Annotated in this window: 11 protein-coding genes and 1 tRNA gene; 1 reads left to right on the plus strand and 11 read right to left on the minus strand. The window is 51.7% G+C overall.

Annotated elements, in window-relative coordinates; all coding sequences use genetic code 11:
- Positions 1 to 8: 8 nt before the first annotated feature.
- From J2Z70_RS15265 to J2Z70_RS15305, 9 genes are all read right to left on the minus strand, one after another.
- On the minus strand, positions 9 to 1,187 hold the full coding sequence (locus tag J2Z70_RS15265; protein ID WP_209874423.1) for a radical SAM protein: 1,179 nt from the start codon (positions 1,185 to 1,187) through the stop codon (positions 9 to 11).
- The gene (locus J2Z70_RS15270) at positions 1,141 to 2,250 is read right to left on the minus strand and encodes a hypothetical protein (RefSeq protein ID WP_209874426.1); all 1,110 of its coding nucleotides are present in this window, start codon (positions 2,248 to 2,250) and stop codon (positions 1,141 to 1,143) included. Before J2Z70_RS15270 ends, J2Z70_RS15265 begins: the two co-directional genes overlap by 47 nt.
- 33 nt (positions 2,251 to 2,283) lie before the next feature.
- Positions 2,284 to 3,612 (minus strand): ATP-grasp domain-containing protein, encoded by a 1,329-nt coding sequence (locus J2Z70_RS15275; protein ID WP_209874429.1) that lies wholly within the window; start codon positions 3,610 to 3,612, stop codon positions 2,284 to 2,286.
- Between the two features lie 13 nt (positions 3,613 to 3,625).
- Positions 3,626 to 3,871: an acyl carrier protein gene (locus J2Z70_RS15280; protein WP_209874432.1), complete on the minus strand. Its 246-nt coding sequence runs from the start codon at positions 3,869 to 3,871 to the stop codon at positions 3,626 to 3,628.
- 798 nt (positions 3,872 to 4,669) lie between these two features.
- Positions 4,670 to 4,753: transfer RNA gene (locus J2Z70_RS15285), tRNA-Leu, on the minus strand.
- Positions 4,754 to 4,856: 103 nt separating this feature from the next.
- Entirely contained in the window at positions 4,857 to 6,467 is a 1,611-nt protein-coding gene (locus J2Z70_RS15290; protein WP_209874435.1) for a helix-turn-helix domain-containing protein, read from the minus strand.
- A 124-nt stretch (positions 6,468 to 6,591) separates the two neighbouring features.
- Positions 6,592 to 7,602 carry an ABC transporter substrate-binding protein gene (locus tag J2Z70_RS15295; protein WP_209874437.1) on the minus strand — a complete coding sequence of 337 codons (1,011 nt, stop codon included), beginning with the start codon at positions 7,600 to 7,602 and terminating at the stop codon, positions 6,592 to 6,594.
- Positions 7,603 to 7,759: 157 nt separating this feature from the next.
- Positions 7,760 to 8,992, minus strand: coding sequence for a CynX/NimT family MFS transporter (locus J2Z70_RS15300; RefSeq protein WP_209874440.1), 1,233 nt, complete (start codon positions 8,990 to 8,992; stop codon positions 7,760 to 7,762).
- A gap of 291 nt (positions 8,993 to 9,283) precedes the next feature.
- Positions 9,284 to 9,388: a YjcZ family sporulation protein gene (locus J2Z70_RS15305; RefSeq protein WP_209874443.1), complete on the minus strand. Its 105-nt coding sequence runs from the start codon at positions 9,386 to 9,388 to the stop codon at positions 9,284 to 9,286.
- A 219-nt stretch (positions 9,389 to 9,607) separates the two neighbouring features.
- Here J2Z70_RS15305 and J2Z70_RS15310 point away from each other — a divergent pair, with 219 nt between their 5' ends.
- Entirely contained in the window at positions 9,608 to 11,323 is a 1,716-nt protein-coding gene (locus tag J2Z70_RS15310; protein WP_209874446.1) for an ABC transporter ATP-binding protein, read from the plus strand.
- Between the two features lie 197 nt (positions 11,324 to 11,520).
- Here the strand turns inward: J2Z70_RS15310 and catA are convergent, their stop codons facing one another.
- Positions 11,521 to 12,174 carry a type A chloramphenicol O-acetyltransferase gene (gene catA, locus J2Z70_RS15315; RefSeq protein WP_209874448.1) on the minus strand — a complete coding sequence of 218 codons (654 nt, stop codon included), beginning with the start codon at positions 12,172 to 12,174 and terminating at the stop codon, positions 11,521 to 11,523.
- Between the two features lie 105 nt (positions 12,175 to 12,279).
- Entirely contained in the window at positions 12,280 to 13,731 is a 1,452-nt protein-coding gene (locus J2Z70_RS15320) for a DEAD/DEAH box helicase (protein WP_209874451.1), read from the minus strand.
- Positions 13,732 to 13,736 lie beyond the last annotated feature (5 nt).

Consider the following 13,736-nt stretch of genomic DNA (forward strand, 5'->3'; position numbering starts at 1 on the left):
CTCCATCCTTATTTTCCGTGAAGATACAGCAGAATGCATTTGGAGCATACCGGCATCAGGCCGCATTGCAGGGTTTCCCGGACCCTTTCAAAATTGTCGCCATCCCATATCTCTTTGAGATCCTGGTCCGCCAGATTCCCCAGGGAGAACTCCGGAAATAATTTGCAGGCACTGACTTCACCGTCAGCCAGCACATCCAGTCTGGTGCGGATCGACAAGCATTGCGTTTTATTCTGGGCAGGCTTCTCTGAACCGAGTACAAAGTCACGTACCTCATGTAGTTCAAGCGCGGGCTGATAGCGTGTTCTTAAATTCCAGGTTCGCTGGTTAATCCTCTCCATCTGTTCAAGCAGCGAATCAATCCTGTCCGGTGAGATGCGATATTTGAACGAATGCCAGCTGTTGCGGTGCCCTTCCTCCAGATCATCTGCCAGCCACTTGAAATGCTCGTTGAAATAACGGTCCATATTATTCGACACTTCATCCGGCAAATACCACGGGAAGGTAATATATACCGAGTCAATCCCCTTTTGTTCAAAAAACTCAACAAAATCATACAGCTTATCGATCATGACATCGCTAATGGTCAGGTGGATGGAGATTTTCCCCTGGTAGATTCCTTCCTTCTCCAGCTCCAGCAGCTTATCAATGCCCGCCATCACCTTCTTGAAGGTGCCCTTTCCCCGGATCGCATCGTTCTCCGCTTCGAAGCCTTCCAGACTGATCAGGCAGACCAGACTTTTGGACATCTTGAGGATGGAATCCAGCTTCTCTATAATTTGAATGCCGTTGGTGCATAACACCGTCCATCTGGGGTCCTGCTCCAGCAGGTCGGCCAGTTCATTGAACCGGCTGTAGTACAGAGGCTCTCCTCCCCAAAGGAACATATTGGCGTTCGTTTCTTTGGTTTGCCGGAACACTTTTTCAATCACAGCGAAATCCAGTTCTTCTCTCTGCTCGGCTCTGCCCAAATCCCGGTGATACCCCTCAGCGTTCCATTCAAAGCAATGCTTGCAGCGCAGATTGCAGCCATTGGTTAATTTAAGCCCGACCTCGACCGGAAGATTCGTAGAATACGTAGGGTTAAGGTGAACCTGTTTGTGCGTGACCGACATATGCTTAATGGTTTTCTTTAACCGTTCAAAGGAATCCCGGTCGAGCACTACCGATGTTTGCGGCTGTCTCATGAAAGCACCTCCCATAATTTAACACCTGAGTTTTATAGCTTTTTATGCTCTCACTGCATGCCTCCAAAATCTCAAGCGGACAACCCATACTCATCCATTGCTCATACCTTATGCCAAAACCCAGCCGCTCCCATAGCTCGGCGTTGCGGGCTTCATGCTCACCCAGCGGCTCCAGGAAAATAACCGGCGTGAAGGATTCCAGCGAATCCAGCAGGGTTCCTCCCCCCGGCTTGCTGATAATAGCCTTCGAGTTACAGATCAGCTGATAGAAGCTTTGCTTCACCCCGGTATCCTCGTTAAAGCACTGATTGATCACTTCGCCGAACGGCGGCAGGGTATATTCATTCTCTTCATTCTTCATCCAGGGCGACCAGCCCGGCTTCACCATGTAGTAACGATGGCCGGCTCCATAAGCCTGATCATCCATGAGCTCATGAATGACGATGTTCAAATCCAGGGAGTGATTCAGCTCTGCTGCTGTCTCCTTGTAGGTCCCCATTCCCCAGCCGCCGCCATGGATGACGAACCGGTTGTCACGTTCCTTATAGTCCTTAGGGGCAGCATGACCCATGGAAATAGTGTAATTCACCCGCCCTGCCGCCCCGTCAAAAAACCAGACATCGTTCACAGTAAACAGATCATTCCGGATATTGTTGGAATACAGCTTCCACGAAGGGGATATGACTGCATCCATATGAATCAGCTCCACGTGGACATCCTTGCGGTAACTCTTCGCGTACTCTTCTAGAATGGGCATCCAAAACCCCGAGAAAACCATAAATACCCTCCGGTTCTCTTCAGCCCACTTGCCTAAAAGCCGGGTTACCAGCTGCGGGTCCAGATTCGGTGTGATATCCCTGATCATTCTGTGACCCAGCTTGGCTACTTCAAACCTCTTAGAGAAAACCTTCTTGTTTTCGATTAATTTCAGTCTTGTCCCGGGCGAATACAGGCTTTCCAGCACTTCCAGATCGGCCTCATAGTACCTTCTTAGCTCCTCACGTAACAGGACTGCGGGCGTATAGACTCCCAATGCGACAGATGAGCATACAATGGTAATCATTTGTCAGCTCCCTCTTTTTACGATCAAGACTGGTCAGTTATAAACCTTAATGGTTAGAGACTTCAAAACATCCTTCACCCGGTGGATTAGCGTGAATGCTTCACTTACATCAGATACATAGGGAGCAGCTACATAAAGCTTCCCCTTCCGCCATTCTGACTCCGCCTCAGCGAATGCGGTATTGCCGGAGCCGAAAAGCGTGTTTGCACCCAGCGGTATAATTCCTTGCCTGTTCTCTTGCGTAAACAACAATCCGCCTGCTCTTAGAGCCTCCAGAACCTGCAGCATGGTCACTTCCGTGGAACAGCCTGCCGAGATAAAGGTCAAAAAGCTGAACAAGGAATACTGCCGGACATATTGATTGACATGATGATTAATCAGCCCCATGGACTTTCTGGCATTAATCTCAACGATGGGTACCATCTCACCGCTTGCCAGCAGCATGGAATCTATACATACCTCTCCGTGATAGCCTGCCATGAACAAGTCCTTGCAGGCATCTTCCATAATGCTGAAATAATCATTGTCCCGGAGAATCCGGGTAAACCCGGAACCGGCAGGATAGGAGCCTATATAAGAGAAGGCTTCATTTACCATTCGCTGAACAGAGATAAACTCCGCTTCCCCCTTCTCTGTTATGAACAGCTGACAGGAGAAATCCTCCGTTTTATCCAGCAGGGGTTCGATAATGAACTGTGTTTGTTTGCCTCTATTCTCTTGCTCTTGCAGATAGGCCGCAATTCTCTTCAGCATTCTCTCGCTTGAAATTAACATATTGCCTTTGCCTGAGACACCGAGCGGGTCCTTAACCAGCACTTGTCCGGTCCGTAGCAGCTCCGAGCCCAGGGCCAGCAGTTCCTCCGAGCTGTCAGCTATAGAGGACATATTGCGAATGCCCAATCTTTGTCTTAGTTCATGAGAATAGATCTTTGAATTCACAGCTCGAACTGCATCTAAGGAGGGAAACTGATTACCGACATTGAACCTGCGCACTAACTCACTGGTATCGGACAGAATAGAGTAGGGAGAGAATAGAGCATCTTGTGGGAGTAGCTGCTGGTAGTAGCTTGCATCAGCCATTAGAAGATCAAACACATGCAGCGTGTAGTCATCCGCATGAACAGGATTTCTGCAATGAACATTGGTGAAGGTATAGCCGAGCTGTGATAAATAGCTTCTAAGATGCTCGTCCATGGGCTGCCGGGTGAACAGAATGTCCTGCTCCTTGCATAACGGAAACAACAATTCATCCATGCCCATCGTCACAGCTTGGCTGCTGTTCATAGAAGGAAGCATAGATCCATTCGGACTCCGCCACCACGCCTCGGAATCAAAGGTGCCCAGAACCACGGTTGACTTCATCCATGAAGCCCCCTTAAGAAGCGGTTTGCGTGGCTGTGATGAACCCCATGAAATCCCCGATCGACTGGAAATCCTCATAGGCAAAATGATCAAAATCAAACTCAATTTCAAATTCGTCTTCAATCCGGAGAATGAAATTAATCATCTGCAGGGAATCCAGACCTACATCATTCACTATATCGGTGGTTTCAGTGGCAGTGAGCAACAGCTCTGGATTGTTCTTAATTTCACTCAAGATCCGCACAATGGTATCCTGCATATCACCGTTCTCCTCGCATCATGAATTTTAATTAAACAGCCTTGCTTACTAGTTATGATACAGCCTCAAGGTTCCGGCTTCTAACTCACATTTTTATGATATGTATAGGATTTTTATTGGAATTGATATAGCTGAGATATTACTGTTTGGAGTAAGATCCGCATGGGAGCTTGGGTGGACGCTGCGTGAACGGACCGATGTTCCAATCGCTGTGGTCTCCAGATTTTTTTCATTCCCCCTTAGCGGTGAAAATCCGGAGACCAAGGCGACCGCTGCCGCTTTTCCACATTCGTTCCGTTCTCTCCGCTGTTTAAGCGGGGAACGAACTACAGGCTTAAAATATATAAAAAAGCACTAAAGAAATAAACAAAATGTATGCTGTTTTCCGCATACATACGGCCCACATGCCTGCGTGCCAGCACAATGTATGCTGTTTTCCGCATACATTCGAACCACATTCCTGCGTTCCAGTAAATGTATGCTGTTTTCCGCATACATTCGGGCCACATGCCTGCGTGCCAGTAAATGTATGCTGTTTTCCGCATACATTCGGGCCACACGCCTGCGTGCCAGTAAATGTATGCTGTTTTCCGCATACATTCGGGCCACATGCCTGCGTGCCAGTAAATGTATGCTGTTTTCCGCATACATTCGGGCCACATGCCTGCGTGCCAGTAAATGTATGCTGTTTTCCGCATACATTCAAGAAGCAATTAAAGAGCACTCATCCACAACAAAAGAAAAAACAGGTCCCTGCTGGCATAAATGCCAAGCAAGAACCTGTATTGTAAGCTATGATGCGGTCAAGAGGACTCGAACCTCCACGATATTGCTATCACTGGCACCTGAAGCCAGCGCGTCTGCCAATTCCGCCATGACCGCATATTATGTATTACAGTGATTCAATCACCGTAATTAAGAATATACTCTCTTTGGCCGGGAATTGCAAGCTTTTTTTGTGTGTATTTCTGTAGGGAGGTGTGCCTTAAGCCAATACCTTCAGCACATCCGCGATCTTCCGCTGATGCGACAGGACACCGTAATTCATCCAGGCCATGAAATCCACCTCGTACACGCAGCGGTTACGCACCGCAGGCAGACTTCTCCAGATTGGGGTATCGAGCAGTTCCCGCCCCTCACCTTCCTGCCGGTCGAACGTAATGAACAAATGATCTGCGTTCAAGCCGGACAGCTCTTCAGGGCTCAGGCTCACGCGCTTCTGTCCACGGGTGAGCTGCCGTACCAGGGGATGCCGGCCAAGCCCCAGATCTTCATAGAGGACACCCGCTGCATATCCCAGATTCTCACTGCCATACAGGGCAAAGCCATGGGCAGAAATCCGCAGCAGTGCCACTGTCTGCCCCCGGACGCTGCGGCTGAGCAGCCGCCTGGCCTGACGGGCCTGCTGCTCATAGTCGCAGATGACCTCCTGCACACGGCCGGTCCTGCCAAAGACCGCTGCCGCCGAGCGGAGCGTGGCACGCCAGTCCTCCTGGTGGAACGGGAGCCGGAACAGCGGGGCCACCCGGCTGCATTCCCCCAGCTGCCAGCGCTGGAAGCCGTCATCCAGCATAATCAGCTCAGGACTGTAACGGATGAGTCCTTGCCAGTCTCCGCTGGAGATATCGAACGCCGGAACCTGATCCAGCCCGAGGTATTCCTGCTTGCCCCACTTGGCATGGCAATACTGCACGACCGGAGTAATGCCGAGTGCCAGCAGATAATCCTCCAGAAAAGGGGCAAATACCCGGACGCCTTCCTGATGGAGGCTTCTGTATTGTCCGGGAGTCACCCCTACTGTTCTTTTGAAGCGCCGGTTGAAATAATACTCATTGCTGTAGCCTGCAGCCAGAGCCACCTCATGCAGCCGGTCCCGGGTCAGCAGAAGCTGCTGCTGTGCCCGTTCAATACGCAGACCGTTCAGGTGCTCCAAGGGCATCCGGCCCGTAATTTCTTTGAAAATCTGCGTATAACGCGCACGCCCGATCCCTGCAATCTCAGCCAGCTGATCGACAGATAACGGTTCACTGCAATGCTCTTCCATATAACGGATCGAGGCTTCCACGGCCTCACGGTCATCCTTAGCCTTCAGTACCGGAGTATTCGCCCGCATAATCAACAGCAGCAGCTCCTGGAACCGGGTCTGAGCAGCGAACCATTCCACATCCTCCGGGCGCCGGAAGCTATAATAGATGGAATCCAGCAGCAGGGCACACTGGGAGAACGGTCGGCAATCCAGATATCCCGGGCAGAGCAAATATTCTGCATGTTCCTCCTGCCCCTTATCTCCGGTGCCAAGCTTGACGTGCCCTGCGGGAATCAGCGCGAACTCCATCCGGTACCAGCTGATCCCCTGCTCCCCGGCCTGAATCCGGTTCAGTGATCCGGCTTCGATCAGGAACCCGGCCCCTTTTTCCAAAGAATACCTTCTGTCCTCTGCCTTCAGCCACCCCTGCCCTTCAGACACAATGATTAGGGTATGCTCCGGATAGACTTCGGTCTGTTCATTCCCGGACGGGGAGCGTGTCACCGCTTCTATATTCATCAGGCTGTGGAGCAGCCTTCTCCTGGTGTGTTCCTGCAACTGTTCGGTCATTCTGCCGCCCCTCCTGACTGAGAATCATTATCATAGACTCAAGTGTAAAACAAAAAAGAAGATCTATCAACCTTGCGGATAGACCTTCTTCTCGCTTATAGACTCACCGTCGCTTAACGCTGAATTACTTCACCATTACCTTAAGCAGATCATCCAGCTTCATCTGGTTGGCGGTAATCCCCCCGGATTGCCAGTGCGAACGCTCCATCCGGTAGATATTGCCGTTCTTCACCGCAGGCAGGTTCTTCCAGAGGGGACCATCCAGCATCTTGATGGCCTCCTGGTTAGCCGCAGTATCCCACTCCCCGTTGTCAGGGAACACAATGATATGATCCGCTTCAAGCTCGGGGATCACTTCTTCGGAGATGATCGACTGAAATTCCGTCATCTCAGCGGCCATAGGAACAGGTGTCAGACCGAATTGACTATAGAGCACACCGGTAAAACGGTTTTTGACTCCAAAAAGAGCAACGGTTTTGTCTGCCACATTAAGCCGGATCACAGCCACCTTCTCTTGTCCCAAGGCCTGCTGCAACGCGGCTTTGCCGTCTGCTACCTTCTGGTCATATTCGGCCAGTACAGCCTTCCCCTTCTCAGGAATACCGAGCGCGTCTGCAACCGCTGTAAGGATTAGCCTTGAATCCTGCAATACGCTCTCCGGCAGGCGGTAGGTTGGGGCTACCAGGGAATACTGCTCAACCTTAGCGGCATCTGCACCGCCATCGGTAATGATCAGATCCGGTTTCTTATCGAGCAGCGCTTCTATGCTGCCGCTGATATCAAATTCAGGCACATCCAGATTCAGATAATCCTGCTTGCCCCAGCTGGGATGGTACCACTGCACCACCGGGGTGACGCCAAGCGCCTTCAAGTAATCTTCCACGTAGATTCCCGCTACCCGCTGAGGGTTCGCCGGAATCTCCACCTCCCCGAATTCCCCGGTGACCGTCCGTGTTGCCCCTTCTGAAGCTGTCGCTCCGCCAGTCTCTGCAGGAGCTGCACTGGCAGCTGCCGCATTTCCTGTCTGGACATTCTTACCGTCCGCAGCCTTGTTATTCGTTCCGCAGGCCGCGATAGCGGACATTGCCAGGATAAGTACAGCGGTCCAAATGATTTTTCGGCCCCAATTGTTCATGTCTCTCTTCACTCCTGTGTCTAATTTCATTGATAATCATTCTCAGATGATCTTAAACACAATAGTAGCATGCCAGGATCAGCTTTCAATGCACTTTCTCTGCGAAAATCTTATACAAACTTATAGTTTGACCCCGCCAAGCTGACGGGCCCATCGTTTATAAGCGGTCTCCCACATATCTGTCGCGTCCGGCCCCCATACCGGCTGCAAACAGCAGTACGCTTGCTAATACAAGCAGCGCAAGCGGTAGATTCCAGCTCCCCGCAGCATCATGCAGCAGGCCAAACAGTGCAGGTCCCGCCGCCGCCAGCAAATATCCGGCAGACTGAGCCATCCCTGACAGCTCGCTGGCCTCCTGTGTGGTCCGGGTGCGCAGGCTGAAAAACATCATCGCCAGACCGAAGGCGAAGCCCCCGGCAATCCCTATGCAGATAGCCCATAATGCCATCAGTGCGGTACTGCCCAGCCAGACGCCAAGGATGCCAGTGATAAACAGAACCGAAGTTATCACCACCGGCAACCGTTGGTTCTTCATCCTTCCCACCCAGAGCGGCACGAAGAAGGTGAACGGCAGCTGGGCCAGCTGCATCAGCGAGAGAATCCAGCCGGCATGGCCGGCAGACATCCCCCGCTCACCTAGGATCACCGAGAACCAGGCAATCAGCACATAATAGAGCAGGGATTGCAGCCCCATGAACAGCGTAACCTGCCAGGCGAGCGGGGAGCGCCAGACCCTTGCCGCTGAAGGGGATGCAGTGCCTGCCTGCCCTGCGCCCAGACTCTTCAGCTGCGGAATCCAGAAAATCGTAGCCAGTGCAGCAATCATGAACCAGAGCGCCAGCGTTCCTCTCCACCCCAGCCCCGCACGGGTGGCCAAGGGAACACTCAGCCCCGAAGCAGCCGCTGCACATATGTTCATGGACACGGTATAGATTCCGGTCATCAGACCGATGCGGTGCGGAAATTTCCCCTTGATCAGTCCCGGCAGCAGCACATTACAGACGGCAATCGACAGACCGATCATCGCCGTACCTGCGAAGAAGGTTACCGTGCCGGAAGCCGAACGAACCAGAATTCCCATGGACAGCGTGAGCATGGCCAGCACCAGGATATTGGGCAGTCCCAGCTTGCGGGCCAGCCGGGGCGCAAACGGTGACAGCAGGGCAAAAGCCAGTAAAGGTAAAGTCGTAATCGCTCCCGCCAGAGTATTAGACAACCCCAGGTCATCCCGGATCATCTCCAGCAGAGGTCCGACGGAAGTGAACGGGGCGCGCAGGGCAGCGGCCACACAGATGATTCCGAAGACGAGCATCCATCTGCTGCGGATATCCGCAGCAGATGAGGACAAGGCCGGGCTTGTCCTCTTTTTATTTTCACGGCCGAGCTTCATGTTGTACCTCCAGGTCGCAGCAAAGCACCCGTCAAGCCCGGGGCTTGTCAGGGAATACAGCCGCTATATGTATTACGCCCTTCAACCAAGGCGCATTATTTCATTATACCATATCGCTTGATGGAGCAGCCTCCTAGGCAGAAGTGGAAACGGCTTTGCCGTCCTTTTAAAGGACGGTACCGTTTCAGCGAGAAATAGAAGGCTAAGTTATCGTGTGAAACCTATAAATTCTTATATTTGAAGAAAACCGCCGGTCTCAGGGCTGGCGGCAGGGCAACAGGTGAAACAGAATTAGAGACAGAAGGATTTAGTGATGATGACGAGCAGGATGAACAGAACCAGAATCGCTCCAGTTGAAGTGAAGACTCCGCCGTATCCCCCAATATTTTCGCTCATGTTAACTCCTCCTTTATGCCCGTATACTGTTAAAATATGTATAAAACCGCTTTTCGGTATGGGTTAAACGGCAATGAATTCCGCAGTATATTTCTAATTTAAATGTTCTCACCGTTGACAAAACGTGTAACCCGCTTTAGTATCCTAAACATAGGTTCAGTTGAGAATCAATCTCAATAACCAGATACATAACATATTACAGAAAAGAGTGAACAAGAGATGCTGCGTCGTTTTTTCTCCTATTACCGTCCTTACAAGAAGCTGTTTATCCTTGATTTCACCTGTGCGGTGGGTGCCGGTCTGCTGGAGCTTGCTTTTCCGGTGGCTGTCAATAAATTCATTGATGATCTGCTGCCGGGCCAAGATTGGCCGCTGATTCTGATTGCCTGCGTTGCCCTGCTCGGGATCTATGCGCTCAATACAGCAATGAACTACGTCGTTACCTATTGGGGGCATATGCTGGGCATTAATATTGAAACCAATATGCGCAAAAAAATGTTCGATCATATCCAGAAGCTCAGCTTCCGGTTCTTCGACAACAATAAAACAGGTCACCTGCTCGGCAGAATAACCAATGACCTGAACGATATCGGGGAAGTCGCGCATCACGGGCCGGAGGATGTGTTCATTGCCGTTATGACACTGGTCGGCGCATTTGTGCTGATGGCCGATATCAATCTTCAGCTGGCCGTGATCACCTTCATCATCGTGCCGATTATGGCCTGGGTCATTATCCACTTCGGACGCAGCATGACTGAAACCTATCACCGTCTATTCGGCAACGTAGGAAACTTCAATGCCCGGATTGAAGATAATGTCGGCGGCATCCGCGTGGTCCAGTCTTTTGCCAATGAAGAATTCGAGAAAGAGCTGTTCGCTGTGGACAACCAGAAGTTCCGTGAGACCAAGCTGATGGCGTACAAGCTGATGGCCAAAAGCTCGTCGGTCAGCTATATGATGACCCGTCTGATCACCATTGTAGTGATGGTCTGCGGGGCGTGGTTCTTCATTCAGGGAGAGCTGGAAATCGGGGAATTCGTCGCTTTCATTCTGCTGTCCAACGTCTTCTTCCGGCCGATTGAGAAGATTAATGCTGTAATCGAGAGTTATCCGAAGGGGATTGCCGGCTTCAAACGTTATCTGGAAGTCATTGATACCGAGCCGGATATCGCTGACAAACCGGATGCAGTAGCGGTTGGCCCGCTTCGCGGGGATATCAGCTTCAGCAATGTCAGCTTCGGCTATGAAGACGACCGCAAGGTGCTGGAGGATATTAGCCTGAGCGTTAACGCCGGTGAGACGATTGCCTTCGTCGGACCCTCCGGTGCGGGGAAAACAACCATCTGCAGCCTGCTCCCCCGGTTCTACGATGTGACCGGCGGCGCGATCTCCATCGACGGAATCGACATCCGGGAAATGAAGCTCAGCTCGCTGCGCAAGCAGATCGGGATCGTACAGCAGGACGTGTTCCTCTTCTCCGGCACGATCCGTGAGAATATTGCCTACGGCAAGCTTGATGCAGGGCTGCCGGAAATCTGGCAGGCTGCCCGTCAGGCCCGCCTGGAGGAGCTGATTAACAGCCTGCCGAATGGCATGGACACTGTGATCGGCGAACGCGGCGTCAAGCTGTCCGGCGGACAGAAGCAGCGCCTGGCCATCGCGCGGATGTTCCTGAAGAATCCGCCGATTCTGATCCTGGATGAAGCGACCTCTGCGCTCGATACCGAGACAGAAGCAGCGATCCAGCAGTCACTGGCCGACCTGTCGGTGGGCCGCACCACACTGGTCATTGCCCACCGCCTGACGACGATTAAGAACGCCGACCGGATCGTTGTTGTCAGCGAGGACGGCATCTCCGAGGAAGGCCGCCACGAGGAGCTGGTGAACGCCGGAGGCACGTACAGCCGCCTGTATCAGGCGCAGTACAATGCCTAGGGGCTTCTATTGATGCGGAGCGGACAAGACTATTGGACCAAGTGGAAACGGCTGTGCCGTCCTTTCAAAGGACGTTACCGTTTCAGCGAGAAATATAAGGATAAGTTATCGTGTGCAACCTATAAATTCTTATATTTTCAAAAAAACCTTCCGAAATGCGGCTTAAGCCGTATACCGGAAGGTTTCTTTATTTTGAATCACCCGCCAATCCATTCCTCAGCACGATCTGCCATGGCCTGAACCTCGTTCATGAACCACCCTGCATGATAACCATCACAGACCGCATGATGGACTTGCAACGACAGCGGCAGGTATATGGAATCGCCTTTAGTCATAAATTTCCCTGCGGTAATAATGGGCAGAAGGTAATTCCCGTTATTGCTGATATTCAGGTTAAATCCGGTAAAGGACATCCACGGAATCATAGATACAGAAAAGGTATGCTCAGGAATCGGCGTCTTGGGGAACAATCTCCCGGAATGCTTATAGTTCTCCACATCAGACAGATAAGAATCATGGAACGCTCTGAAATCACCCGTGCCAGCCGTCCAAATTGCAGAGAAGGATTCCGAGACACTGTCAGCAATCGTATACAGCGGGTCTACCTTGTCCCAATACCCTAATTCCCCCGCACTATTGTACCCCATTCTGAACGCTGTATTGGAGTTGACTACACGGGTCATTAAGAATAGAAGGGCAGGATACAGCTTATATTCTTGTTGCTTTATCTTCCGGTATAAACCGCTAATCTCAATTTCTGCCGTCATGCTGAAGGTCGTGCCCTGGTTCAGATAATGATTAAAGATCTCTTGTCTCTTCCAGTTCTCCATATCAATCGGATTAAATTTCATTGGCTATGCCTCCTAAATGTTTGTGTAAAGTGGATTTAGGAGGCTGACTTGTCTGCTTTCTTCATTAGAAGCCCATCCTTTAAAAAGAGTTCCTGTTATTGTAGTTTATTTCTTCGCGATATGGCACTTCAGCAGCTTGCCCTTCACGGTAGTCTCCTTCATCGCCTGCAGTACAAGCGAGCCCTTACCGTTCAGAATATCGACGTAGGTCACGTTATCCTGAATCGTGATGATCCCGATGTCCTCAGCCGAAATGCCCTCAAGCTTCGCAATGGTGCCGACGAAGTCCACGGCGCGGAGCTTCTTTTTCTTGCCGCCATTGAAATACAGCTTCGTGATGTCCTGGTTCATGACCTCGGTTTTGCCGGCTTTGCGGACCTGCTGCTTACCCAGCTTCAGATCGAAGGCAGGTTTGGCATAGGCCACGGCATCGTCCGAGGGAGCCTTCATCTCCGGCAGGCTGAAGCCGATATAGCCTTCGATTTCTCTGACCCATTTGTGTTCATTCGGCGTCACGAAGGTGATGGCTTTGCCGCTTTTGCCTGCGCGGGCAGTCCGGCCGGTGCGGTGGACGTAGCTCTCTTTTTCGAGCGGGATATCGTAGTTGATGACATGGGTGATGTTCTCGATATCAATCCCCCGGGCTGCAACGTCGGTGGCGATCAGATAACGGAACTGGCCCCGCTTAAAAGCATTCATCACCTCAAACCGCTCGTCCTGCTCCATGCCGCCGTGAATCTTATCCACCGGATATTCGAGGTCGGCCATCCCGCGGAAGAGGGCATTCACCTGCTCCTGGGTCCGGCAAAAAATAATACAGCTATCCGGGTTCTCCACCGTCAGCAGGTCGCTGAGCAGTCCGAACTTGGCAGCTTGTACAACCTCAATCAAGGCATGTTCAATCGATGCTGTCGTAATTCCGCTGGCTTCAATCTCAATATCCACCGGGTCCGTCATATACTTCCGGCACAGATTCTTGATCACTTCCGGCAGTGTCGCCGAGAACAGCATCGTTACACGTTCCTTGGGCAGCTGCTTAATGATCTTCTCGATCTGCTCGATGAAGCCCATGCTGAGCATTTCGTCCGCTTCGTCAATCACCAGATATTGTATCCGGCTCAGGTTCAGCGTACCGCGCTCAATATGGTCGAATACACGGCCCGGCGTGCCTACAACGACATGCGTCTTCTGGGTCAGCTCCAGCTTCTGCGGGGCAAAAGGCTGCTTGCCGAACAAGGCTACCGCCTTGATCCGCTTGAAGCGCCCGATGTTCGTAATATCCTCTCTCACCTGCTGGGCCAACTCCCGGGTAGGGGTCAGCACCAGCGCCTGGGGTTTGTTCTCCGCCCAATCGGCAAGCTCGCAGAGCGGGATGGCGAAGGCTGCGGTCTTGCCGCTGCCGGTCTGAGACTTGACGATCAGATCCTGCGCCTTCAGCGCCACAGGAATCACCTTCCGCTGCACCTCGGTGGGGTCCACATACTTCAGAACCTCCAGCGCGCGGATAATCTCCTCATTCAGACCATAATCACTAAACTGTACTTGTTCTTCACTCATATTAT

It is taken from the genome of Paenibacillus silagei (genome assembly GCF_017874735.1).
Lineage (GTDB): Bacteria > Bacillota > Bacilli > Paenibacillales > Paenibacillaceae > Paenibacillus_AQ > Paenibacillus_AQ silagei.